This is a genomic window from Micromonospora lupini str. Lupac 08 (assembly GCF_000297395.2).
GTDB lineage: Bacteria > Actinomycetota > Actinomycetes > Mycobacteriales > Micromonosporaceae > Micromonospora > Micromonospora lupini.
The window spans coordinates 76,321-96,974 of record NZ_HF570108.1; the positions used below are offsets into that span (position 1 = coordinate 76,321).

The 20,654-nt window shown below is 70.7% G+C and carries 17 protein-coding genes, 1 tRNA gene, 1 pseudogene and 1 riboswitch; of the genes and pseudogenes, 10 read left to right on the plus strand and 9 right to left on the minus strand.

Annotated elements, in window-relative coordinates; genetic code table 11:
• Positions 1–361: pseudogene (locus MILUP08_RS36480) on the minus strand (hypothetical protein); the annotation flags it as partial.
• On the minus strand, positions 358–1,161 hold the full coding sequence (locus tag MILUP08_RS01545) for a DUF881 domain-containing protein (RefSeq protein WP_007454144.1): 804 nt from the start codon (positions 1,159–1,161) through the stop codon (positions 358–360). The gene MILUP08_RS01545 and the pseudogene MILUP08_RS36480, both read right to left, overlap by 4 nt.
• A gap of 222 nt (positions 1,162–1,383) precedes the next feature.
• Between MILUP08_RS01545 and MILUP08_RS01550 the strand changes: the two genes are divergently transcribed.
• The 5 genes from MILUP08_RS01550 to MILUP08_RS01570 all read left to right on the plus strand — a co-directional run bounded on the left by MILUP08_RS01550 (position 1,384) and on the right by MILUP08_RS01570 (position 7,789).
• Positions 1,384–1,647, plus strand: coding sequence for a cell division protein CrgA (locus tag MILUP08_RS01550; RefSeq protein WP_007454145.1), 264 nt, complete (start codon positions 1,384–1,386; stop codon positions 1,645–1,647).
• A 312-nt stretch (positions 1,648–1,959) separates the two neighbouring features.
• Entirely contained in the window at positions 1,960–4,158 is a 2,199-nt protein-coding gene (locus tag MILUP08_RS01555) for a (Fe-S)-binding protein (RefSeq protein ID WP_039905184.1), read from the plus strand.
• A gap of 130 nt (positions 4,159–4,288) precedes the next feature.
• On the plus strand, positions 4,289–5,614 hold the full coding sequence (locus MILUP08_RS01560) for a hemolysin family protein (RefSeq protein ID WP_007454149.1): 1,326 nt from the start codon (positions 4,289–4,291) through the stop codon (positions 5,612–5,614).
• A complete protein-coding gene (locus MILUP08_RS01565) occupies positions 5,607–6,608 on the plus strand; it encodes a hemolysin family protein (RefSeq protein WP_007454151.1) in 1,002 nt (333 codons plus the stop codon). Before MILUP08_RS01560 ends, MILUP08_RS01565 begins: the two co-directional genes overlap by 8 nt.
• Positions 6,609–6,775: 167 nt before the next feature.
• A complete protein-coding gene (locus tag MILUP08_RS01570; RefSeq protein ID WP_237747019.1) occupies positions 6,776–7,789 on the plus strand; it encodes a C40 family peptidase in 1,014 nt (337 codons plus the stop codon).
• Between the two features lie 58 nt (positions 7,790–7,847).
• Here MILUP08_RS01570 and MILUP08_RS01575 read toward each other — a convergent pair whose 3' ends face one another.
• Positions 7,848–9,824: an N-acetylmuramoyl-L-alanine amidase gene (locus MILUP08_RS01575; protein WP_007454155.1), complete on the minus strand. Its 1,977-nt coding sequence runs from the start codon at positions 9,822–9,824 to the stop codon at positions 7,848–7,850.
• 234 nt (positions 9,825–10,058) lie between these two features.
• Positions 10,059–10,195: riboswitch (cyclic di-AMP (ydaO/yuaA leader) on the plus strand.
• A gap of 13 nt (positions 10,196–10,208) precedes the next feature.
• Here MILUP08_RS01575 and MILUP08_RS01580 point away from each other — a divergent pair.
• A complete protein-coding gene (locus MILUP08_RS01580) occupies positions 10,209–11,249 on the plus strand; it encodes a C40 family peptidase (protein WP_007454157.1) in 1,041 nt (346 codons plus the stop codon).
• A 59-nt stretch (positions 11,250–11,308) separates the two neighbouring features.
• Here MILUP08_RS01580 and dcd read toward each other — a convergent pair whose 3' ends face one another.
• On the minus strand, positions 11,309–11,887 hold the full coding sequence (gene dcd / locus MILUP08_RS01585; protein WP_007454159.1) for a dCTP deaminase: 579 nt from the start codon (positions 11,885–11,887) through the stop codon (positions 11,309–11,311).
• Positions 11,888–11,964: 77 nt separating this feature from the next.
• On the opposite strand from dcd, the gene MILUP08_RS01590 reads away from it, so the two are divergent.
• A complete protein-coding gene (locus tag MILUP08_RS01590; RefSeq protein WP_007454161.1) occupies positions 11,965–12,522 on the plus strand; it encodes a pyridoxamine 5'-phosphate oxidase family protein in 558 nt (185 codons plus the stop codon).
• A gap of 75 nt (positions 12,523–12,597) precedes the next feature.
• Here the strand turns inward: MILUP08_RS01590 and MILUP08_RS01595 are convergent, their stop codons facing one another.
• Complete coding sequence (locus MILUP08_RS01595; protein WP_007454163.1) at positions 12,598–13,581, minus strand: zinc metalloprotease; 984 nt, start codon at positions 13,579–13,581, stop codon at positions 12,598–12,600.
• A 203-nt stretch (positions 13,582–13,784) separates the two neighbouring features.
• Between MILUP08_RS01595 and MILUP08_RS01600 the strand changes: the two genes are divergently transcribed.
• Positions 13,785–13,858, plus strand: a tRNA-Gly gene (locus MILUP08_RS01600).
• 100 nt (positions 13,859–13,958) lie between these two features.
• Here the strand turns inward: MILUP08_RS01600 and MILUP08_RS33570 are convergent.
• On the minus strand, positions 13,959–14,774 hold the full coding sequence (locus tag MILUP08_RS33570; RefSeq protein ID WP_007454166.1) for a cellulose-binding domain-containing protein: 816 nt from the start codon (positions 14,772–14,774) through the stop codon (positions 13,959–13,961).
• A gap of 132 nt (positions 14,775–14,906) precedes the next feature.
• On the opposite strand from MILUP08_RS33570, the gene MILUP08_RS01610 reads away from it, so the two are divergent.
• Positions 14,907–15,140, plus strand: coding sequence for a hypothetical protein (locus MILUP08_RS01610; protein ID WP_144056851.1), 234 nt, complete (start codon positions 14,907–14,909; stop codon positions 15,138–15,140).
• A 38-nt stretch (positions 15,141–15,178) separates the two neighbouring features.
• On the opposite strand, the gene MILUP08_RS01615 is transcribed toward MILUP08_RS01610, so the two are convergent.
• On the minus strand, positions 15,179–15,676 hold the full coding sequence (locus MILUP08_RS01615) for a GNAT family N-acetyltransferase (protein ID WP_039905186.1): 498 nt from the start codon (positions 15,674–15,676) through the stop codon (positions 15,179–15,181).
• A gap of 93 nt (positions 15,677–15,769) precedes the next feature.
• Between MILUP08_RS01615 and MILUP08_RS01620 the strand changes: the two genes are divergently transcribed.
• On the plus strand, positions 15,770–18,907 hold the full coding sequence (locus MILUP08_RS01620; protein ID WP_007454172.1) for an ATP-binding protein: 3,138 nt from the start codon (positions 15,770–15,772) through the stop codon (positions 18,905–18,907).
• Here MILUP08_RS01620 and MILUP08_RS01625 read toward each other — a convergent pair.
• Positions 18,891–19,640, minus strand: a complete 750-nt coding sequence (locus tag MILUP08_RS01625) for an ABC transporter permease (protein WP_007454174.1) — start codon at positions 19,638–19,640, stop codon at positions 18,891–18,893. The two genes, MILUP08_RS01620 and MILUP08_RS01625, sit on opposite strands and share 17 nt — an antisense overlap.
• The gene (locus tag MILUP08_RS01630; protein WP_007454176.1) at positions 19,637–20,581 is read right to left on the minus strand and encodes a daunorubicin resistance protein DrrA family ABC transporter ATP-binding protein; all 945 of its coding nucleotides are present in this window, start codon (positions 20,579–20,581) and stop codon (positions 19,637–19,639) included. The genes MILUP08_RS01625 and MILUP08_RS01630 overlap by 4 nt, the downstream gene beginning before the upstream one ends.
• Positions 20,582–20,654: the final 73 nt, after the last annotated feature.

The window sequence follows — 20,654 nt, forward strand, 5'->3', positions numbered from 1 at the left end:
GGTCGGGTCGCGCGGCGCTGGGCGGGGCGGGCTGGTCGGCGCGTGGGGCCGGGCCCGGACGGCCTGCCTGCGGCGGGGCGGGCCGGTCGGCCGGGGTCGGGCCGGCGGCGCTCGGCGGCTCGGGAGCTGCCGCCGGCCGCGGTGCCCGTGGCCGGCTGGGCAGCACGGGCTCGGGCCAGTTGCCGGTCGGGGCGCGGCCCGGAGTCGGCTCGGGATGCTCCGGAGTCAGCTCTGGTCGACCCGGAGTCGGCTCGGGTCGACCCGGAGTCGCCTCGGGTCGATCGACCTTGGGCAGGAACGCGGTCGGTTCGTCGGCCTGGTCCCGGTGCCGCCCGTCGCGGCGCTCGTCCGGGCCGCTCACCTCGGCACCGTCGCTGAGCGCAGCGTCGTCGAGTCCTCGAAGGCAGGGACGGTCACGGTGGAGACGGACTCCTTGTAGCCGAGTTGGTAGTCGTCGACTGCGTCCTTGAACAACCGGACTCCCTCAGAGCTGGCGAGGGCCTGCTGAAGCGCAGCAGGGTCGCCGATTGCTACGATCTTGAACGGTGGGGAGTACACCCGACCATGCAGCAGCAGGGTGTTACCGACGCAGCGTACCGCGCTGGTTGCGAGCACGCGGACGTTCATGATTGACATGGCCTTCGCCCCACCCGCCCAGAGCGCGTTGACCACCGCCTGTACGTCGCCCTGGTGCACGACCAGGTCGTCGTTGGTGGCGTCAGAGTGGGCCTCGTCGTCGTGCTGGGGCGCGTCGTTCAGCTCGACGGTCACGGCCGTGCCGGTGACGGCGGTGAACCCGGCCGCCTTGAGGCTGCTCTGGGCGCGGGCCTGCTGGGCCTTGATCGGGGCGTCCGAGTCGGCAAGTGTGTCGGTGCGTCGCTGGACCTCGTCGCGCAGGGTGGCGGCGCGGCCCTCGCTCGCGGCGACCTGCTGCTCGCGCTCCTCGATCAGCTGGTTGAGCTGGGGTCGCCGGTCCTCGCGTAGAGCGGTGCCGCCCGCCGTGGTCGCGGTGGTGGTGAAGAGCAGCCCCGCCGCGGCGGCGATCAGGGGAACCCCGATCGACCAGCCTGGTCGGCGTTGGCGTGGCCGCCGGGGCAGCAGCCCGGCGACGGCCCGTCGGAGGACCTTCTGCCAGGAGGCGGCGCCGGATGTGTACTCCACCGAGCGTTCCTTCCGCGTGTCGGGGACTGGTGCGTGCCGGACGGGCCGGTGATGCGAACAGTCCCGCCCTTTTCGGTCACTCCATGTACCTGCCTGACCCCATTCGTGGTCCAGGCGGCCGTTCGGGACTACGCTAGCTGTCGAACATTATTGGCCATGAACCGTCGCCTCCGCGTCCGGTTGTCAGGCCGGACGAGGTCGTCACCCCCTCTGGAGAGCGCCGTGCCCAAGTCTCAGGTCCGCAAGAAGAAGGTGTACACCCCGCCGACGGACGTCCGTCCGACGACGACGGCGGCGTCGCGCAAGCCTAGCCCGGTGTGGCTGCCGATCACCGCGGTCGCCCTGATCGTCGCGGGCATCGGCTGGCTGGTCGTCTACTACCTCTCCGAGCAGGAGTACCCGGTCGCCTCGTGGCAGTACTGGAACCTCGCGGTCGGCTTCGGCGCGATGGTCGCGTCGCTGGTGCTGCTGTCCCGCTGGCGCTGAGCCTGGTCTGGGCGCCGCTCCACCCGTGGGCCGGCGCCCGTCCCACCGAAGGATCCAGGTCACCCACCACGCCCCTGCCCGGCAGGACCGGGCCGGGCACCCTATGGTGTCCGCAGGCAGCGTGGCCTACTGCGAGATGACTCACGTTACTGCTGGGTAACCTTGCGCGTAGGCTGCACTGCATGACCGAGCGGAGCGAGGTCATCGACCGGTCCGGTCGCAGGTGTGGCAGCGGCGCGACGCTGGCTCCGTCCTGCCCCGGTCCCGGTTGCTGAACCGCTCGACAGGCAGCAGACCGGGGAGGCCAACTCGATGGGCAGCGTCCAGATCGTCACCACGATCCTCGCGGCCGGCATCACCGCCGTGGCGGTGTGGCTGGCGGTGCGCGCGGTCATGAAGATGACGGCCGTCATCCGGCTGGGGCAACCCGCTCCGGAGCGGTTCGCCGACAAGGGCGCCCGCACCAGGAAGATGCTTGTGGAGACCGCCGGCCACACCCGGATGCTCAAGTGGGGTGTGGTGGGCGCCGCCCACTGGTTCGTGATGGTCGGCTTCATCGTGCTGTCGCTGCTGGTGCTCGAGGCGTACTTCGAGGTGGCGACCACCGACGGCGGGTTGCCGATCATCGGGCACTGGACGATCTTCGGTCTGGTCACCGAGATCATCGGGGTGCTGGGCCTGGTCGGCATCCTGGTGCTGATGGCGATCCGGCTCCGCAACCGGCCGAACCGGCCCGGCGGCCGGTCCCGGTTCACCGGCTCGACCATGTGGCAGGGCTACTTCGTCGAGTGGATCGTGCTGCTGGTCCTGATCTTCGGCTTCGTGATCCGGGGCTTCAAGGTCGCCACGGACCACTTCGAGTTCCCGTTCTGGGCCACCCCGGTCAGCCACGCCGTCGGCGCGGTGCTGCCGGACTGGGCGGACGGGGTCAGTGTCGCGGCGGCCATCAAGATCATTATTTCGATGACCTGGCTGATCGTCATCTCGCTGAACGTCACCATGGGCGTGGCCTGGCACCGGTTCCTGGCGTTCCCCAACATCTTCTTCAAGCGCGAGCCGACCAAGCCGGCCGGCTCCGGCCTCGGTGCCCTGCGCCCGATGACGAGCCAGGGCAAGCCGCTCGACTTCGAGGAGGCCGACCCGGAGAAGGATCAGTTCGGTGTCGCCCAGGTCGAGCAGTTCACCTGGAAGGGCCTGCTGGACTTCAGCACCTGCACCGAGTGTGGCCGCTGCCAGTCGCAGTGCCCGGCCTGGAACACCGGCAAGCCGCTCTCGCCCAAGCTGCTCGTGCTCAGCCTGCGCGACCACGCGTACGCCAAGGCCCCGTACCTGCTGGCCGGCGGCGGCAAGGACCTCACCGGCGAGGAGAAGGCCACCCAGGCACAGCTCGCGCACCTGGACGTGCTGTCCCTCGCCGAGGGTGACAAGCCGCTGATCGGGACGGCAGAGGAGGGCGGCGTCATCGACCCGGACGTGCTCTGGTCCTGCACCACCTGCGGCGCCTGCGTCGAGCAGTGCCCGGTGGACATCGAGCACGTCGACCACATCGTCGACATGCGGCGCTACCAGGTGCTGATCGAGTCGAGCTTCCCCTCCGAGGCCGGCGTCATGCTGCGCAACCTGGAGAACAAGGGCAACCCGTGGGGCGCCCCGCAGAACACCCGTGAGGACTGGACCAAGGGCCTGGACTTCGAGGTGCCCCGGGTGGGTGAGGTCGACGACTTCGAGTACCTGTTCTGGGTCGGCTGCGCCGGCGCGTTCGAGGACCGGGCCAAGAAGACCACCCGCGCGGTGGCCACCCTGCTCAACGAGGCCGGCGTGAGCTTCGCGATCCTGGGCGAGGGCGAGACCTGCTCCGGCGATCCGGCGCGGCGGATCGGCAACGAGTTCGTCTTCCAGATGCTCGCCCAGCAGAACGTGGAGACGCTGAACGAGGCGTTCGAGGGCCGGGAGAAGGCCAAACGCAAGATCGTCGCGACCTGCCCGCACTGCTTCAACACCCTGGGCAACGAGTACGGCCAGCTCGGCGGCGAATTCGAGGTGGTCCACCACACCCAGCTGCTGGCCCACCTGGTGTCCACCGGCAAGCTGACGCCGGTGCAGCCCGTCGACGGCGGTGTGACGTACCACGACCCCTGCTACCTGGGCCGGCACAACCGGGTCTTCGCCGCCCCGCGTGAGGTCCTCGGCGACGCCATCGAGGGCGAGATCACCGAGATGCCGCGCAACAGCGAGCGCTCCTTCTGCTGCGGCGCCGGCGGCGCCCGCATGTGGATGGAGGAGAAGATCGGCAAGCGGATCAACGTGGACCGGGTCGAGGAGGCCATGGCCACCGGGGCGAAGACCGTCGCCGTGGGTTGCCCGTTCTGCTCGACGATGCTCAACGACGGGGTCAACGGCAAGGGCGCCGGTGAGCAGGTCGAGGTGATCGACGTGGCGAGCGTGCTGCTGCGCTCGGTCAAGCCGGAGCAGCCGCGGGGCGACAAGGAGTCCACGCCGGTCGCCGGCTGAGGCGTACCCCGAAAATCATCGGACGGCGGCGGCGCCCACGGGGTGCCGCCGCCGCGCCCGACCGCCCCGGCCCTCGCGGACCCGGCGTGGCACAATCTCGCCGAGGTGAGGCGACATCGACGGCCTGCTCTTGACCACGCTGCTGCCACTGGTCGGCTTCGTTGCGCTGACCGCCGGCAACGCGTTCTTCGTCGCGGCCGAGTTCGCCCTGGTCACGGTCGACCGGGCGGAGATCGACCGCCGGGCCGCCGCCGGTGACGAGGCCGCGACGAGGGTCCGCGATGCGCTACGCGAGCTGTCCTTCCAGCTCTCCGGGGCGCAGCTCGGGATCACCATCACCGCGCTGCTCACCGGCTACCTGGCCGAGCCGGCCCTGGCCCGGATCTTCACGCCGCTGCTGCGCCCGGTGGCCGGGGAGAGCACCGAGCGGTTCACTCCGTTCCTGGCGCTGGCCCTGGCCACGCTCATCTCCATGCTCTTCGGCGAGCTGGTGCCCAAGAACGCGGCGCTGGCCCAGCCGATGCCCGCCGCGCTGGCCACCGCCGGGCCGATGCACACCTTCTCCCGGACGTTCGGCTGGGTGATCCGGGGCCTGAACGGCTCGGCGAACCGGCTGGTCCGGGCGCTCGGGGTGGAGCCGCAGGAGGAGCTGGCAAGCGCCCGCTCGCCGGAGGAGCTGGGCCTGCTGGCCGCCATCTCGGCCCGCGCGGGCGCGCTGCCCACGGACACGGCGATGCTGCTGCGGCGCACCATCCGGTTCGGTGACAAACGGGCGGCCGAGGCGATGACGCCGCGGGTCGACGTGGTCGCGCTGCGCGCCACCGCCACCGTGGCCGAGCTGCTCGAAGAGTCCCGGCGGACCGGACGGACCCGCTTCCCGGTGTACGAGGAGACCCTGGACCTGGTCACTGGCGTGGCAGGCGTGCCGGACGCGCTGGGCGTGCCGCTGGCCGCGCGGGCGTCGACAATGGTCGCCTCGGTGGCCCGGGAGCCGGTGTACGTGCCGGAGAGCCTGGACCTGGACGGCGTGCTGGCGGCGTTGAAGGCGGCCGGGGCGGACCTGGCCATCGTGGTCGACGAGTACGGCGGCACGGACGGTGTGGTGACGATCGAGGACCTCGTCGAGGAGCTGGTCGGAGAGATCGCCGACGAGTTCGACCCGGCCAGTGTGGACGACACCGGGCCGGTCGAGCTGACCGTGCCGGGCGGGGAGCGCACGGTGCTCGTCGACGGGGTGCTGCGCTCCGACGAGCTGGCCGAGCAGACCGGCTTCCGGCTGCCCGAGGGGCCGTACGAGACGCTGGCTGGGTTCCTGCTGGCCCGGCTCGGGCACATCCCGCTGGCCGGCGAGGTGGTCGAGGCGGACGGCTGGGAGTTCACAGTGGTGGAGGTGGAGCGGCACCGGATCGAGCAGGTCCGGGTGCTGCGCCCGGCGGAGCCGGACACCGATGACTGAGCTCCTGGTGACAGTGCTGCTGCTGCTCGGCAACGGCTTCTTCGTGGGCAGCGAGTTCGCGTTGATCGCGTCCCGGCGAACGGTGATCGAGCCGCTGGCGGCCGGCTCGAAGCGGGCCCGCTGGGCGCTGTCGGCGATGAACCAGATCCCGCTGATGATCGCCGGCGCGCAGCTCGGCATCACGGTCTGCTCGCTGGGCCTCGGCGCGATAGCCGAGCCGGCGTTGGCTCATCTGCTGGAGTCGCCGTTCCACGCCGTCGGCCTGCCCGAGCGGGCGGTGCACCCGGTGGCGTTCGTGCTCGCGCTCGGCGTCGTGGTCTTCCTGCACACGGTGGTCGGCGAGATGGTGCCGAAGAACATCACGCTTGCCGGTCCGGAGGTCTCCGCCCTCTGGCTGGGCCCGGCCATGCTGGCGTTCTGCGTGGCCACCAAGCCGTTGCTGCTGGCGATGAAGTGGGCGGCCCGCCGGGTGCTGGCGTTGTGGCGGATCGAGGCGACCGAGGCCGTGAAGACGGTGTTCACGGCCGAGGAGTTGGCCGGGCTGGTGTCGCAGGCGCGTACCGAGGGGCTGCTCGACGCCGAGGAGCACGCCCGCATCACCGGTGCCCTGGCCCTGCACACCCGGACCGCCGCGGACGCGTTGCAGCCGTGGTCGACGGTGGTCACGGTGGCCGAGGACGTCTCACCGGCGTCGCTGGAGGTGCTGGCGACCAGGACCGGCCGGTCCCGGTTCCCGGTGGTGCAGCGCTCCACCCGGCGTGTCCTGGGCTTCGTGCACGTCAAGGACGTGCTCGGGTACTCCGGGCAGGGCCGCCGCGCGCCGGTGCCGGCCCAGGTGTACCGGCCGCTGGCGGTGGTGCCGCCGGAACGGACGCTTGCCGATCTGCTGCTGGCCATGCGCCGCGAACGGCGACACATGGTGCTGGTCAGCGACGGTCGGCGTCCGCTCGGTGTGGTCACGCTCGACGACGTATTGACTGCAATCGTTGGTTAATAAAACAACACCCTTGGTGTGCAAGCGGTTGCGCCACAGTGATGGTGACTCGGCTCGCCTTGATTCCGGTGCGGCGCTTCCCTAATGTGGGGCACCGACCGCTGTGGGTCGTCTGCCTCGGCCCTTCCCTCACGCGAGGCGCCCGGCGGTCGGTTGCAAAGGAGTCGGTGCCGGTGGCAACCATGCCCCCTCATCGTCACGCCCCGGGACTGTCCGCTCGGCCGGGCGGTCTGCGCCGGGTCGCCCACCGTCTGCTCGTGCTGGTCGCCGCCGCCGCGGTCGGTGCCGGAATGCTCGCCGTGCCGGCGCAGGCCGAGCCCACGGTCGACGAGATCGAGGCGCAGATCGACAAGAAGTGGGAGCAGTTGGAGCCCACCATCGAGCAGTACAACAAGGTGCGGGCGCAGCTGAAGGTCAACCGGAAGAAGTCGTCCGACCTGCAGAAGAAGATCGAGCCGCTGGCCCTGCAGAGCGAGTTGGCGCTCAACCGGGTCGGTGACCTCGCGTCCCGCTACTACATGTCGGGCCCGTCGCAGGAGATCGGCGCGCTGCTGGTCAGCGCCAAGCCGGACACGCTCACCGAGCAGCTCACCCTCCTCGACCGGCTCGCCGCGCAGGAGCGCAAGCAGGTCGCGGGCGTGCTGGCCGTGCGGGCCAAGTACGACGGCGAGAAGCAGAAGCTGGACGCGCTGATCGCGACCCAGACCAAGCAGCAGAACGAGCTGGCGGCCAAGAAGAAGCAGATCGACGCCGAGATCAAGAAGCTCGAGGCGTCGATGCCCAAGACCACTGTCAAGACCGTCGGCTGCCCGACCATCAACGGTGTGCTCGCCGTGGCCGCCCAGAAGGCGATCAAGACGGCCTGCCAGCAGGTAGGCGATCCGTACGTCTGGGGCGCCACCGGCCCGAACTCGTTCGACTGCTCGGGGCTGACCCAGTACGCCTACAAGTCGGCCGGGATCTACCTCACCCACCACACGGGTGACCAGTGGAACGAGGGCAAGGCCGTCTCGCGCGCCGACGCCCGTCCCGGTGACCTGGTCTTCTTCTTCTCCGGCCTGAGTCACGTCGGGCTGTATCTGGGCAACAACCAGATGGTGCACGCGCCACGTGCCGGCAAACCGGTGCAGGTGTCCAGCATCAACACCATGCCCGTCGCCGGGTTCCGCAGACCCGGCTGATCCACCTCGCGCACCACGACGGCCCCCGGTCACAGCGACCGGGGGCCGTCGTGTTCGGTCAGCGGGGCGCGCCCACCGGGGACGGCAGGAGCTGCACGTCGGCGAGGTCGACGTACATGATGCGGTGGCCGAACTGGATCTGCGCGTACCGGTTCTTGCCCCGGATCACCGTCCAGTCGCCGGGCGAGGAGCCGTCGAACGTGCTGGCCCGGTAGTACTCACCGCCCAGCACCGCGCCGACGGCGTAGCGCTGCCCGGCGGCAAGCGTGTACTGCAGAGGTGAGATCGCCTGGTAGGGCACGCCGGCCGGGTAGGCCGCCTGCTCCGGGTACGCCCGCCCGTACACCGGGATGGTGGCCCGGCCGGCCTTCGGGGTGGCCACCACGCCGACGGTCCACGTGGCTGTCGGCGCCGATGCCGGGTTGTGGAACCAGGCCCGTTGCCCGAGGTACCAGATGGCCGTCCAGTCGCCCTGCCGCCCGGCCAGGGCGTACGTCTGCCCTGCGGAGGCCCGGGCGCCGTGGTCCGACACGTCCATCGTGTTCGGGGTGCCGTCCGGGCGGAGCGCGATGTCGTTCACCAGCGGCGCGTCCTCGGACGGCGCGCTGTGCAGCACCACCGACGAGGAGCCGCGCGGCGCGCACGGCGTTCCGGCCGTGACGCATCCGGTGAACGCCGGTTGGTTGGTCGCGTAGTCGGGGTCGATCCGGACCAGCCCGGTAGCCGGGGTGCCGGTGTCCAGGCGCGGTGCGTGCAGGAGGTCGAAGTAGTGCGTCCAGTCCCAGTAGGGCCCCGGGTCCCAGTGCATCCCGCGCACTGTCGACGCGATGGTGCCGGGCACGTTGTCGTGGCCGATGATGTGCTGGCGGTCCAGCGGGATCCCGTACCGCAGCGCGAGGTGCCGGACGAGCTTCGACGAGGTCCGGTACATCGCCTCCGTGTACCAGGTGCCCTGCGCGGCGAAGCCCTCGTGTTCCAGCCCGATCGACTTCGCGTTGACGTACCAGTTGCCGGCGTGCCAGGCGACGTCCTTGGTCTTGACGTGCTGGGCGATGTGCCCGTCCACCGAGCGCAGCGAGTAGTGCCAGCTCACGTACGTCGGGTCCTGGACGAGTTTCAGGGTGGTCGCCCAACTCGCCTCGGTGTCGTGGATGACTATGTACTCGATCTTCTGCCGGGCGGGCCGGTCGGAGAGGTCGTGGTTGCCGTAGTCGCCGTCGCCGAACGCCTCGTAGGGGGCGGGGATCCACTCACAGGAGACGGTCGAGGGGCACTCCAGGCCGTCCGGGCGGGCGAGTCGTCGCAGGCCCAGCCGGTCCAGCCAGGAACGTTCGGGTCGTACCGCGTGGGCCGGCAACGTGACCCGCTGGCCGTCGTCGGTCACGCGGGTCTCGCCGGCGGCGATGGTGGTGAAGACCTCGTCGGCGAAGGCCGCCGCGGCGTCGGCGCTGTCCGCGCCGGCGTAGCGGGCCACCGCGCCGTACCAGGTCGCGGGGTCGGTGCCGGCGCCGACCGGGGCACCCACCTCCCGTTGGTACGCGGCAAGCAGCGCCGCCCCGCCCCGGATGTTGGTCGTGGCGTCGCCGCGCAGCGCCTCGGGGCTCGCGCCGGTGAGCGCGGCGGCGGCGTCGACGGTCTGCAACGCGGCGGTGGGCGGCGCGGGGTCGGTGGCCGGCGCGGGTGCCAGGACGGCACGGGAGTCGTCGCCGCGTGGATCCTCGCCGCCGGCGTCGTGGTGGCCGCGCGCGGGTAGCGCGGCGACGTGGCGGGCGTCGGTCAGGTGCATGGGCCCGTAGCCGCCGCTGGTGCTCGGGGTGCCGGCGTTGCTGTCCCAGCGGGACTCCAGGTGGGAGACGCCGAGCAGCACGGCGGTCGGGACGCCGTACTCGGTCGACGCGGCGGCGTACTGCTGTTGACGGTCGGCGGCCGGCGCGGCGGAGGCGGAGCCGGCGGCCAGCGGTACGGCGGTCGTTGCGGTGACCACCGCGACGACGAGCAGCGCGCGCCGGCCGGCGGACAGGGTTGGACTTTCCATCGAACCCCCTAGATTCAACTGGTGTCGGTGTGGCCACCTTCGCGCCGGTCGGGAGTCCAGGTCAATACCTTTCCATCTATCAAAGCGTGCGGAAAGAAACTTTCACCTACGCTCGGTGATCCCCTCGAATCGGTACGGAGTGTCACGGCCGCACGGGTTGCGGATCGGTAACGGCCGTCTCTACTCTGGTCATTTGTCGGCCCGGTAGCAGGTCTGCCCATCCCGGGCGGTAACGGACCGACACCGCCGAGTCGCTTGCGAGCGAGCCGGGGACCCAGGTTCCCCCGGGGTGAGTCCGCAGCCAATGCGGTAGGGCGCCAACTTCCCGCCCGAACCCGTCAGCTAACCCGGTAGGCGGTCAGGAAGAAGGAGTACGGAACCCCGGTGGCCCTCCATGCCCCGCGGCCGTCGTCCGAACGGTCGGCCTCGGCCGACCCGACGTCGACAGTGCCGCGTCCACGCTGGTCCCGCTTCAGCACCGCCCTCGCCGCCCTGGTCGGCGTCGCCGTCGTCCTGACCGGCAGCGCCACGGCGGCGCACGCGGATCCGTCCGTCGCCGAGATCGAGCGCCAGATCGACGCCGACTGGAACAAGCTCGAACCGGTCATCGAACGGCACAACGCCACCCGCGCGGACCTGGCCGCGAAGCGCAAGCAGGCCGACACGCTCGCCGCCCGCATCGCGCCCCTGGAGCGCCAGGTCGACGCCGCGATGACCAAGGTCAGCGCGCTGGCCGTGCGCGCGTACATGGGCGAGAACCTGTCGACGGTCAACACGATGCTCGGCAGCCGGTCGCCCAGCGAGGTGGTCGGGCAGCTCGAGATGCTCGACCGGTTCGCCCACAACCAGCAGCAGGACGTCCGGCAGGTCGCCGACCTCCGCGACGAGCTGGCCCGGCAGAAGGCGCCGCTCGACGAGATGGTGGCCCAGCTGACCCGGACCGAAGCGCAGTTGGCGGCGAAGAAGAAGCAGATCAACGAGGAGATCGACAGGCTGCAGAAGCTGCGCCTCAAGGTGTACGGCAACGGCGGCGGCGGTCCGCTGCGTCCGGCGCCCTGCCCGGCCAGCTACCCCGGCGGCGGCGCGGGCACGGCTGTCAAGTTCGCCTGCGCCCAGATCGGCAAGCCGTACGTGTGGGGCGCCGAGGGTCCGAACTCGTACGACTGCTCCGGGCTGATGCTCGCCGCGTGGGCGAAGGCCGGCGTGTCGCTGCCGCACAACGCCGCCGCGCAGAGCCGGGCGACCAGGAACGTCAGCAGGGGCGACCTGCGCCCCGGTGACCTGGTCTTCTACTACAGCGACATCCACCACGTCGGCATGTACGTCGGCGGTGGCTGGGTGGTGCACGCCTCCCAGGCGGGTCAGCCCATCAAGATGAAGAAGGTCGACGACGGGCCGATCCACAGCTACGGCCGTCCCGGCTGACCGACGCCGGACACAGCAGGGCCCGTCGCGATCCGGTCGCGACGGGCCCTCGTCGTCTCCTAGCGGGTCGGCCAGGCACGCCAGTTCTGCCAGGAGCGGCTCGGCGTCGGCCCTCGCTGACCCTGGTACCGCGAGCCGTAGACCACCGAGCCGTACGGGTGCTCGGCCGGCGAGGAGAGCCGGAAGATGCAGAGCTGGCCGATCTTCATGCCCGGCCAGAGGGTGATCGGCAGGTTCGCCACGTTGGACAGCTCCAGCGTCACGTGCCCGGAGAAGCCGGGGTCGATGAACCCGGCGGTGGAGTGGGTGAGCAGACCGAGGCGGCCCAGTGAGCTCTTCCCCTCCAGCCGGCCGGCGAGCTGGTTCCCGAGCGAGATCACCTCGAGCGTCGAGGCGAGCACGAACTCCCCCGGGTGCAGCACGAACGGCTCGCCGTCGGGCACCTCCACCGCCGCGGTCAGGTCGTCCTGCTGCATGGCCGGGTCGATGTGGGTGTAGAGATGGTTGTTGAAGACCCGGAACAGTCGATCGAGTCGTACGTCGATGCTGGACGGTTGGACCAGGGTGGGCTCGAACGGTTCCAGGCCCAGCGTGCCGGCCTTGATCTCGGAGACCAGGTCACGGTCGGAGAGCAGCATCGGACCACCATAGCGAGGGCGGCGGTGACCAGCGTGTTGAGGTCGCTCCTCGTACATTTGTTCGATAGAATGTCGGCATGGCTTCCTGGTCCGAATTCGCCGCCGACGAGCCCCGCCTCGCCGACGGGATCCGCGTTCTCCTGCAGCAGTACGGGCCGGGCTTCGGCTATCTGGCCACGGTCCGCGCCGACGGAGGGCCCCGGGTCCACCCGGTCTCCCCGGTCATCACCGATGAGGGTCTCTTCTGCTTCATCATCGACTCGCCGAAGCGCCGTGACCTCGAACGCGACGGCCGCTACGCGCTGCACTCGTTCCCCCCGGAGGAGAGCGACGACGAGGCGTACGTGGCGGGCCACGCCTGGCCGGTCACCGACCCGGCCCGGGTGGCCCGACTGGCGCAGAGCGCCCGCGCCGAGCCGCACCTCGACTGGCGGCTGTTCGAGTTCACCGTCGACGTGGCGATGTTGACCCGTCGCGAGCAGCACGCCGCAGGCGTTCCGGGTGTCACACCGAGCCGCCCGGCCGTGCGGGTCTGGCTGGATCCGCAAGCCCCGCCCGCACCGGCCGCGCCTGTCGCCGTACCGCAGACGCGCCCGGCCCGGCGCAGCCGTGACGTCCAGTGCACGGCCGCCTGACCACGGCCCGATCCTGGAAAACGCCGGTGCCGGCTCCGTCGTGACGGAGCCGGCACCAGGTGTACGCGAGGAGAGTTACGCCGCGCGGTACGCGTTCCACGCGGTCAGCATGCGGCTCGCCTGCCCCGGGGTGAACTGGTACATGCACGAGTCGTAGGTGTAGTCCATGAAGTTGGTGATCGGGTCCAGGCCGGTCGCCGAGCAGGTGTTCCGCCCGGTCGGGCACTCGTAGGCCGGTGACGCCTCGGCCGGGGTGTCGCTGACGCCGTCACCCGAGCCGCCGCAACCACCCTGGAAGGTGTGGTAGAGGTTCAGCCAGTGCCCGATCTCGTGGGTGCCGGTGTCGCCCTGGTTGTAGTTGGTGGCGGTGCCCCCCGGGAGGGACTCGTTCAGCACGACCACGCCGTCCATGCTGCTGAGCTTGCGCTGCGGGAAGGTCGCCCAGCCCAGCAGGTCGTCGCTCAGTTCGCCGAGGTAGATGTTGAGCGTGTTCTTGCCGCCCACCCGCAGCGACGACTTCATCGACCGCTCCGCCGACGAGCCGTCGACGATCGGGTACCAGGACGGGTTCGTCACTCGGTTGATCTTGTCGAGTCGGAAGGCGAAGGCGGTGGCCGCGCCACCGGTCCCGCCCGCGTAGGCCTGGTTGAGGACGCTGATCTGCGAGGTGATCAGCGAGTCCGGGATGTTGCCGCCGGCCCGGGTGCTGTCCCGCTGGATCACGTGCACCACCACCGGGATGGTGACGGTGGCCAGCGTCGTGGCACCGGCGCCGGCCCGGAAGTTGGCACGCTCGCGCAACGCCGCCGCGAGGTCGGCGTCGCGTTCACGGACCTGCTTCGCGGTCAGCTCGTTCGGCTCGTGCGTGGCCCCCGCGCCGGGCTTCACCCGGGCGTTGGCGTGGCTGTCGGCCGGCTCCGCGCAAGCGCCGCCAGGGGCTGCGGAGAAGGCCGAAGCAGCCGGAACGACACCCACCGCAGCGGTGCTGAGCAGCAGCGCGAGGGTCGTCGACGCGACACCGGCGGCACGCCGGGTCAGCAGGTTGGGACGGAGTCCCATGGGCCCACCTCTTTCTGGCGGCGCGGCAGGGGGTGTGTCACGCCGTGGCTGGGAACGTGTGGCAGACGTTACAACCGATCGACGCATTTGAGAACGGCCATATGTTGCCGTCAGGAAACTTCTTCCGAGGTGCGGGCGGGCAGCCGGCACGCGGGGGTGGCCGGGTGCACCGGTTCGACGACTCGGGTACAGTGGTGCCGCCTGCGGGTGTAGTTCAATGGCAGAACATCAGCTTCCCAAGCTGACAGTGCGGGTTCGATTCCCGTCACCCGCTCCATGCACGGAAGCCCTGGTCAGGACCGATGGTCCCGCCAGGGCTTCCGTCGTTCCAGCCGGGCGCCCGCGACGCGGGCGTGTTGCCGGGTCCGGTGCGCGGGCTACCCGGCGGCGCAGCTGACGTTGTTGAGCGTGAACGCGATCGGCACCGCGTCGCTTGCCTGCCAGGTGCCCAGGACGCCGAAGACCACCGAGGCGCCCGGCGCCACCAGGGGGTTGTAGCTGGCGTTCCGGGCCGTGACGGTGGCACCGCTCTGCTGGGCGGTGGCGGACCAGGACTGGACGATGTGCTGGTCACCGGGGAAGGCGAAGCTGAGCGCCCAACCGTCGACCGGCACGGTGCTGGTGTTCTTGATGGTGATCTGTGCGGTGAAGCCTCCCGGCCACTCGCTCCCGGTGCGGTAGCTCACGGTGCAGGGCGCCGCCGGCGGCGGGTCGATCGGCACCGTGGCGGTCTGGGTGAGCAGGGTGCCGCTGGCGTGGTCCTCTACCCGGGCCGTGACCTCCAGGCCGGTGGCCGTACAGCCGGAGCGCACAAAGTAACCCTCGCGCCAGCTGAAGGTCGCGCCCGGATCGACGGTGACCGTCCAGCCAGGCAGCGGGTCGAGGGCCGGGCAGCCGGTGGGGATGCCGGGGGTGGAGCCGACGAACCGGGCGTAGATCGCCGTGGAGAACTGTTGCTGTTGGGCGGTGCAGTTCTGCCCGACGGCCGTGGCCCTGACGGCCTGGCCCGCAACCACCCGGGGCGGGTCGAAGGTGAGCGACTGGATCTGGACGGTACCGGCGCAGCCGTCGGCCGGGACGGTCGCGCCGGCCGGGGCGGTGCCGGCCGGATCGGCCTGCGCCGCAGCTGCGGGGACGGCGAGTGCACCGGCGGCGCAGACGGCGGCCGCGGCGAGGGTCAGGAGCGTACGCAAGAGGGTCCTCCTGGGTGAGCCGGGAGATACGGGCCTCGCCAGTCGACCGCATCAATCAATGTCCGTCAATCGACCGGATCGGCGGTCGTGGCGGTGCCATTTTGGGTGAGCGCCGCTTGGGGTGCCTTGCAGATGGCTCGCGGCCGCGACCTCCCCGAGGGGCTGTTGAGCACCTTCGGCTTCCTCTGGCTCGCCGCGTTCGAGATGTTCGCGTTGCTGTTCCACCTGACCGCGCCTTGGGAGCTGCGCCGGCGCGGCTCACCTCGCGCGGCCCCGGTGACCCTTCTTGTCGCGATCGCCGGGGTTGTCGCGACGATCGTGTTCCTGTTCTGGATGACGACGTCCGGCGAGCCCTACGGGGCGTAGCCAGAGCCGATGGCAGCGCCTGGGCTCGTGGGCGAATGTCAGGAGGCGCGCGGCAGCGCGAGCCAGTCCTGCCAGGCGATGTCCCGACCCAGGTGGCGCGGCTGCTGGAAGGGCCAATCGGCGGCGATCCACTGCGGCACCAGCGCGTCGAGTGCCTGCTCCACCTCGCCGCCGACGAGGTCGTCCACCACCCACCAGGCGACCTCGCCGTCCGAGCCGGTGCGCTCGGGCGGGTCGACGTAGACGCAGCCGAGAATTGCTGTCTCGTCTTCGTCCAGCAGGGCGTAGTTGAACGACTGGTGTGCGGCAATCTCCTTCTCGTGCCGCAGCAGATCGACGCGGTCCTCCTCGTAGGTCATCGTCGCCGGCGGCCATGCCCAGGCCGGGCCGAATATCTCCCAAAGGCGCTCTCGGGAGCCCATCACCGCGGGGTAGTCGAGCGGGGTGTCCGCCTCCCGGATAGGTCGCAGGTGCAGCGCGGTGCCGGGGACGGGCACGTGGACGGGGTGGACGAAGTCGTCCGGCAGCCAGCTCATGGGGGTCGAGGCTAGTACCTGCCACCGCCGAGCCGACCCGGTGCGGGCCTCGGCGACGCGGACGCTTCTCACGTGCATGGCAAGATCTGCCGGGTGCAGGTCGGGATGCTGGGACCATTCGAGGTTCGTACGGACGAGGGCGCCCTGACCGACGTGCCGGGCGCGCGGTTGCGCGGACTGCTGGCCGCGCTAGCGCTCAGCCCTGGCCACGTGGTCCCGAAGGCGACTCTCGTGGACTGGATCTGGGGTGAGAATCCGCCCTCCGATGCGACGAACGCCCTGCACCGCCTGGTTTCCCGGCTGCGGAAGGTGCTGCCCGACAAAGTGATCGAGGGACAGGCCGACGGCTACCGGTTGGCTGTGGAACCCGACGCCGTCGACGCCGTACGGTTCGAACGCCTCGTCGCTCAGGCGCGCGACGCCGAGGGCCCGCAGCGGGTACGACGGCTGCGTGACGCCCTCGGCCTGTGGCGCGGCACGGCCATGCAGGACATCGGTCTGGCCGACAGCATGGCGTTCGACGCGGCGGTCACCCGGTTCGAGCGGTTGCGCCTGACCGCTCTGGAGGACCGCTTCGACGTCGAGACGATCCTCGGGCACGGTCCGGAGCTGGTCGCGGAGCTGACCGACCTGGTGGCCGCGCACCCGGTGCGTGAACGGCTCGCCCTCGCGTTGATGCGAACTCTCGCCGCGACCGGCCGGGACACGGAGGCCCTGCTCGTGTATCAGCGCACGAGCGAGGCGCTTGCCGACGCGCTGGGCGTCGACCCCTCGCCGGAGCTCTCCGCTTTGCACGTCGCACTGCTGCGGGGCGAAGTGGGAGGGCGCGGCGAGAACCGCAGGACCAATCTGCGGGCCGAGTTGAGCAGCTTCGTCGGCAAGGACGGAGCTGTGGCCGAGGTTGGCGCGCTCGTCGCCGTACATCGCCTCACGACCCTGATCGGACCCGGCGGCTCGGGGAAGACCCGGCTGGCGACGGAGACCGCGCGCAGCATGCTCGACGACCTGCCCGACGGTGCCTGGCTGGTGGAGCTCGCCGCGATCGGGGCGGACGGTGACGTGGTGCAGGCGACGCTTACCGGGCTCGGGCTCCGGGATGCTCTGCTCGGCGAGGCACCGAGCTTGGAGCCGATCGACCGGCTCGTCGCCGCGATCCGCGAGCGGGACGCGCTGCTGATCCTGGACAACTGCGAGCACGTGATCGAGTCGGCGGCGGCGTTCGCCCATCGACTGCTCGGGGAGTGCCGGCGACTGCGCATCCTCGCGACGAGCAGGGAACCGCTCGGCATCACCGGTGAGGCCCTGTGGCCGGTCGCGCCACTGCTCCTGCCGGCCACCGACGCCGACCCCGACGAGATCGAGTCGTCCCCCGCCGTCCGCCTGCTGCGGGACCGGGCGGGCGCGGTGCGCAGAGACCTGGCCGTCGACGCGCACACGTCGTTGACGATGGCGCGCATCTGTCGGGCTCTGGACGGGATGCCGTTGGCGATCGAGCTGGCCGCGGCCAGGTTGCGCACCATGTCCGTCGACCAGCTCGCCACCCGGCTCGACGACCGGTTCCGCCTGCTGACCGGCGGCAGCCGCACCGCGCTGCCCCGGCACCGGACGCTGCGAGCCGTGGTGGACTGGAGCTGGGAACTGCTCACCGAGGCCGAACGGGTGGTGCTGCGCAGGCTTGCGGTGTTCGCGGGCGGAGCGAGCCTGGCAGCGGCCGAACGGGTCTGCGCCGGCGACGCGGTCGAGCAGGACGAGGTGCTCGACCTGCTGACCGCGCTGGCCGAGAAGTCGCTGCTGGTCGCCGCGGGTGACGAGGCCCCGCGCTACCGGATGCTCGGCACGATCAAGGAGTACGCCGCGCACCGGCTCGCCGAGGCGGGCGAGTCGGATCTGGCACGCCAGGCACATCTCGCCTACTTCACCGAACTCACCGAGACGGCGGAGCCGCAACTGCGGCGCGCCGATCAGGTGAGATGGCTCGCCACCCTCGAAGTGGAGCACGACAACATCGGCGCCGCGATGCGCGGCGCGCTCGCGGCCGGCGAGGCGCACGCGGCAATGCGCCTGGCCGCGGGTGCCGGCTGGTACTGGTGGCTCGGCGGCCACCGGAGCGAAGGCATGGAGCTGATCACGGCAGCCACCGAAGCGCCGGGCGAGGTCACCGACGAGATCCGCGCCACGGTGTACGCGCTCGTCGTGCTCTTCCTGAACTCCGGGCCCGGTGACGAGCGCCAGGCCGCGGAGTGGATCCACCGGGCGTACGACTTCAGCCAGCGCAGCCCCGGCAACCACCCCGGGACGTCGCTCGTCGTCCCGCTGGAGCGCATGTTGCGTGCTCCGGACGCGGTCCTCTCCGCGTGGGAACCGCTGCTTGACGACGCGGATCCCTGGGTACGCGCACTGGCCCGGCTTCAGCTCGGCAAGATGCGGATCATTCTCGGTCAGGACGGCCGGGACGTGGACGCGTATCTCGAGTCGGCGCTCGCCGAGTTCCGGATTCTCGGCGAGCGGTTCGGGATCTCGTTCGCCCTCACCGAGTTGGCGGAGCTCATCGCCATCCGCGGCGACTTCGCCGGTGCGTGCGGGCACTACGAGGAGGCGATCGCGGTCGTCACCGAGGTCGGCACCGTCGAGGACATCATCCGGATGCGGTCGAGACAGGCTCAACTGCACTGGTTGCTGGGCGACGAGAAGTCCAGCGCGGCCGCCGTGGCCGAGGCGCGGCGGTTCGCGGAACGGGTCACCTGGCCGGGCGCGTTGGCGGTGCTCGCCCTGTCGCAGGCGGAGCTCGCTCGCTGGCGCGGGGACGGCGAGGAGGTGACCCGGCAGGTCGGTGTCGCGACGGCCCTGCTGCGCGACGAAGCCGAGCAGGCGCACATCCGCTCGGTGACACATGACCTGCTCGGCTACGTCGCCGACGATCTCGACGAGGCGCGACGGCACCGTTCCGCGGCGTGTCAGGCGGCGGCCGAGACGGGGCACGCACCCTCTATCGCGCAGGTGCTGGTCGGAGTCGCGGACCTGGCCCTGCGTCGCGAGCAGCATGAGCAGGCCGCCCGGCTGCTCGCGGCGAGCACCGCCGTGCGCGGTCGGCCGGATCGATCCCAGCCGGATGTGGCCCGGATCGAGCAGGCAGTGCGGCGCCGCCTCGGCGAAGGGAGATTCGCGGAGGCGGCGCTGGAAGGCACTCGGACGAACTGGAGTGAGCTGGTCGCGGTCACGCTCGCTTCGTGAAGGTGGAACGCGCCCACAGGTATCCGACGAGGGCGATGGCCACGCACCAGGCGAGGGCGGGGATCACGTCGCCTGCGGATGGCGTCCCGTTGAGGAACCCGCGCAAGGTCTCGATGATCGGCGTGAAGGGCTGGTATTCCGCGAACTCCCGCAGCCCGGGTCCCATCTTGTCCGCCGGCACGATCGCGCTGCTGAAGAACGGCAGCATGACCAGAGGTACGGAGGCCAGCCCCGCCGTTTCCGGCGACTTGGCCGACAGTCCCAGGGCGACCGTGAGCCAGCCGGCGGCGACACCGAGCAGCACGATGATGCCGATGGCGCCGACCCAGTCGAGGAGGCTCGCCGACGGGTCGAACCCGAGCAGGAAGGCCACCCCGATGAGGGCCGCGATGGCGGCCAGGTTGGTCAGGACGCTGGCGACGACGTGGCCGGTCAGCACCGCGCCCCGAGAGACGTGCATGACCTTGAACCGGTTGATGATGCCCTTGGTCATGTCCGAGTTGACGGCCGTGGCGGTGGCTCCGAGGCCGTAGCAGACGGCCAGCAGCATCAGTCCCGGGGTCGCGTAGTCGATGTAGTCGACGCCGACGTTGAAGGCGTCGCCGAACATGTACACGAACATCAGCATGATGATGATGGGCATCAGCACCGCGTTGAACACCGAGGTCGGGTTCCGGGCGATGTGCTTGAAGTTGCGACGAAGCATGACGATCGAGTGGGCCTTGGTGCTCATTTCGCGGAAACCTCCGGGGTGCGGTTGCCCGTCAGGGCGAGGAAGACGTCATCAAGGTCCGGCGTCTGGACGGAGAGTCCTTCGGCGCTGATCGCGTACTCGTCGAGTCGGTCAAGCAGGGCCCGCAGCGAGGCCGTCCCGCCGTCGCTGGGAACTCGCAGGGCCAGTGCCTCGTCGTCCCTCGTGGAGTCGCTCAGCACCCGGGCGGCCGCGTCGAGTTCGGCGACCGTGGTGAACCGGAGCCGGACGTGCGTGCCGGGGATCTGGCGCTTGAGCTCGTCGGGCGTGCCCTGGGCGACGAGACGCCCCTGGTCGAGGACGGCGATCCGGTCGGCGAGCTGGTCGGCTTCCTCGAGGTACTGGGTGGTGAGGAAGATCGTGACACCGTCGGCGACCAGGTCGCGGATGATGGACCACATCGTGCGGCGACTGCGGGGATCGAGGCCCGTCGTCGGCTCGTCGAGGAAGATGATCCGCGGGTCGCCGACAAGCGTCATCGCCAGGTCCAGCTTTCGGCGCATGCCGCCGGAGTAGGTCGAGGCCGGTTTCTGCGCCGACTCCGCCAGATCGAACCGCTCCAGCAACCCGGTGACGACCCGCCCGCCGTCCCTTGTCGGTATCCCGCTCAGATCCACCATGAGCTGCAGGTTCTCCCGGCCGGTCAGCAGTTCGTCCACCGCCGCGAACTGGCCGGTGACCCCGATGGCCGCCCGGACGGCCCTGGCCTCGGTCGCGACATCGTGCCCGGCCACGCGGACCGACCCACCGTCGGCCTTCACCAACGTGGTCAGCACGTTCACAGTCGTCGTCTTACCCGCCCCGTTCGGGCCGAGCAGGGAGAAGATCGTGCCCGCCTGGACCTCCAGGTCGATGCCGTCGAGCACGACCTTGTCCTTGTAGGCCTTCCGCAAGCCGGAGACCGCAATCGCTGAACTCGTCATGCGGCCAACTATCGAGAGCCAGCCTGTCACCGGACTGACACGGCCGTGACACGACCACTGACGCCTGTCGCTG

What these genes read in the sequence shown, in the direction of transcription:
- MILUP08_RS01555 (WP_039905184.1), top strand. Translation starts at nt 1,960, where the DNA reads ATGGGCAGCGTCCAGATCGTCACCACGATCCTCGCGGCCGGCATCACC.
- MILUP08_RS01565 (WP_007454151.1), top strand. Translation starts at nt 5,607, where the DNA reads ATGACTGAGCTCCTGGTGACAGTGCTGCTGCTGCTCGGCAACGGCTTC.
- MILUP08_RS01575 (WP_007454155.1), bottom strand. Translation starts at nt 9,824, where the DNA reads ATGGAAAGTCCAACCCTGTCCGCCGGCCGGCGCGCGCTGCTCGTCGTC.
- dcd (WP_007454159.1), bottom strand. Translation starts at nt 11,887, where the DNA reads ATGCTGCTCTCCGACCGTGACCTGGTCTCCGAGATCAAGGCCGGCACG.
- MILUP08_RS01590 (WP_007454161.1), top strand. Translation starts at nt 11,965, where the DNA reads ATGGCTTCCTGGTCCGAATTCGCCGCCGACGAGCCCCGCCTCGCCGAC.
- MILUP08_RS01595 (WP_007454163.1), bottom strand. Translation starts at nt 13,581, where the DNA reads ATGGGACTCCGTCCCAACCTGCTGACCCGGCGTGCCGCCGGTGTCGCG.
- MILUP08_RS01610 (WP_144056851.1), top strand. Translation starts at nt 14,907, where the DNA reads ATGGCTCGCGGCCGCGACCTCCCCGAGGGGCTGTTGAGCACCTTCGGC.
- MILUP08_RS01615 (WP_039905186.1), bottom strand. Translation starts at nt 15,676, where the DNA reads ATGAGCTGGCTGCCGGACGACTTCGTCCACCCCGTCCACGTGCCCGTC.
- MILUP08_RS01625 (WP_007454174.1), bottom strand. Translation starts at nt 19,640, where the DNA reads ATGAGCACCAAGGCCCACTCGATCGTCATGCTTCGTCGCAACTTCAAG.
- MILUP08_RS01630 (WP_007454176.1), bottom strand. Translation starts at nt 20,581, where the DNA reads ATGACGAGTTCAGCGATTGCGGTCTCCGGCTTGCGGAAGGCCTACAAG.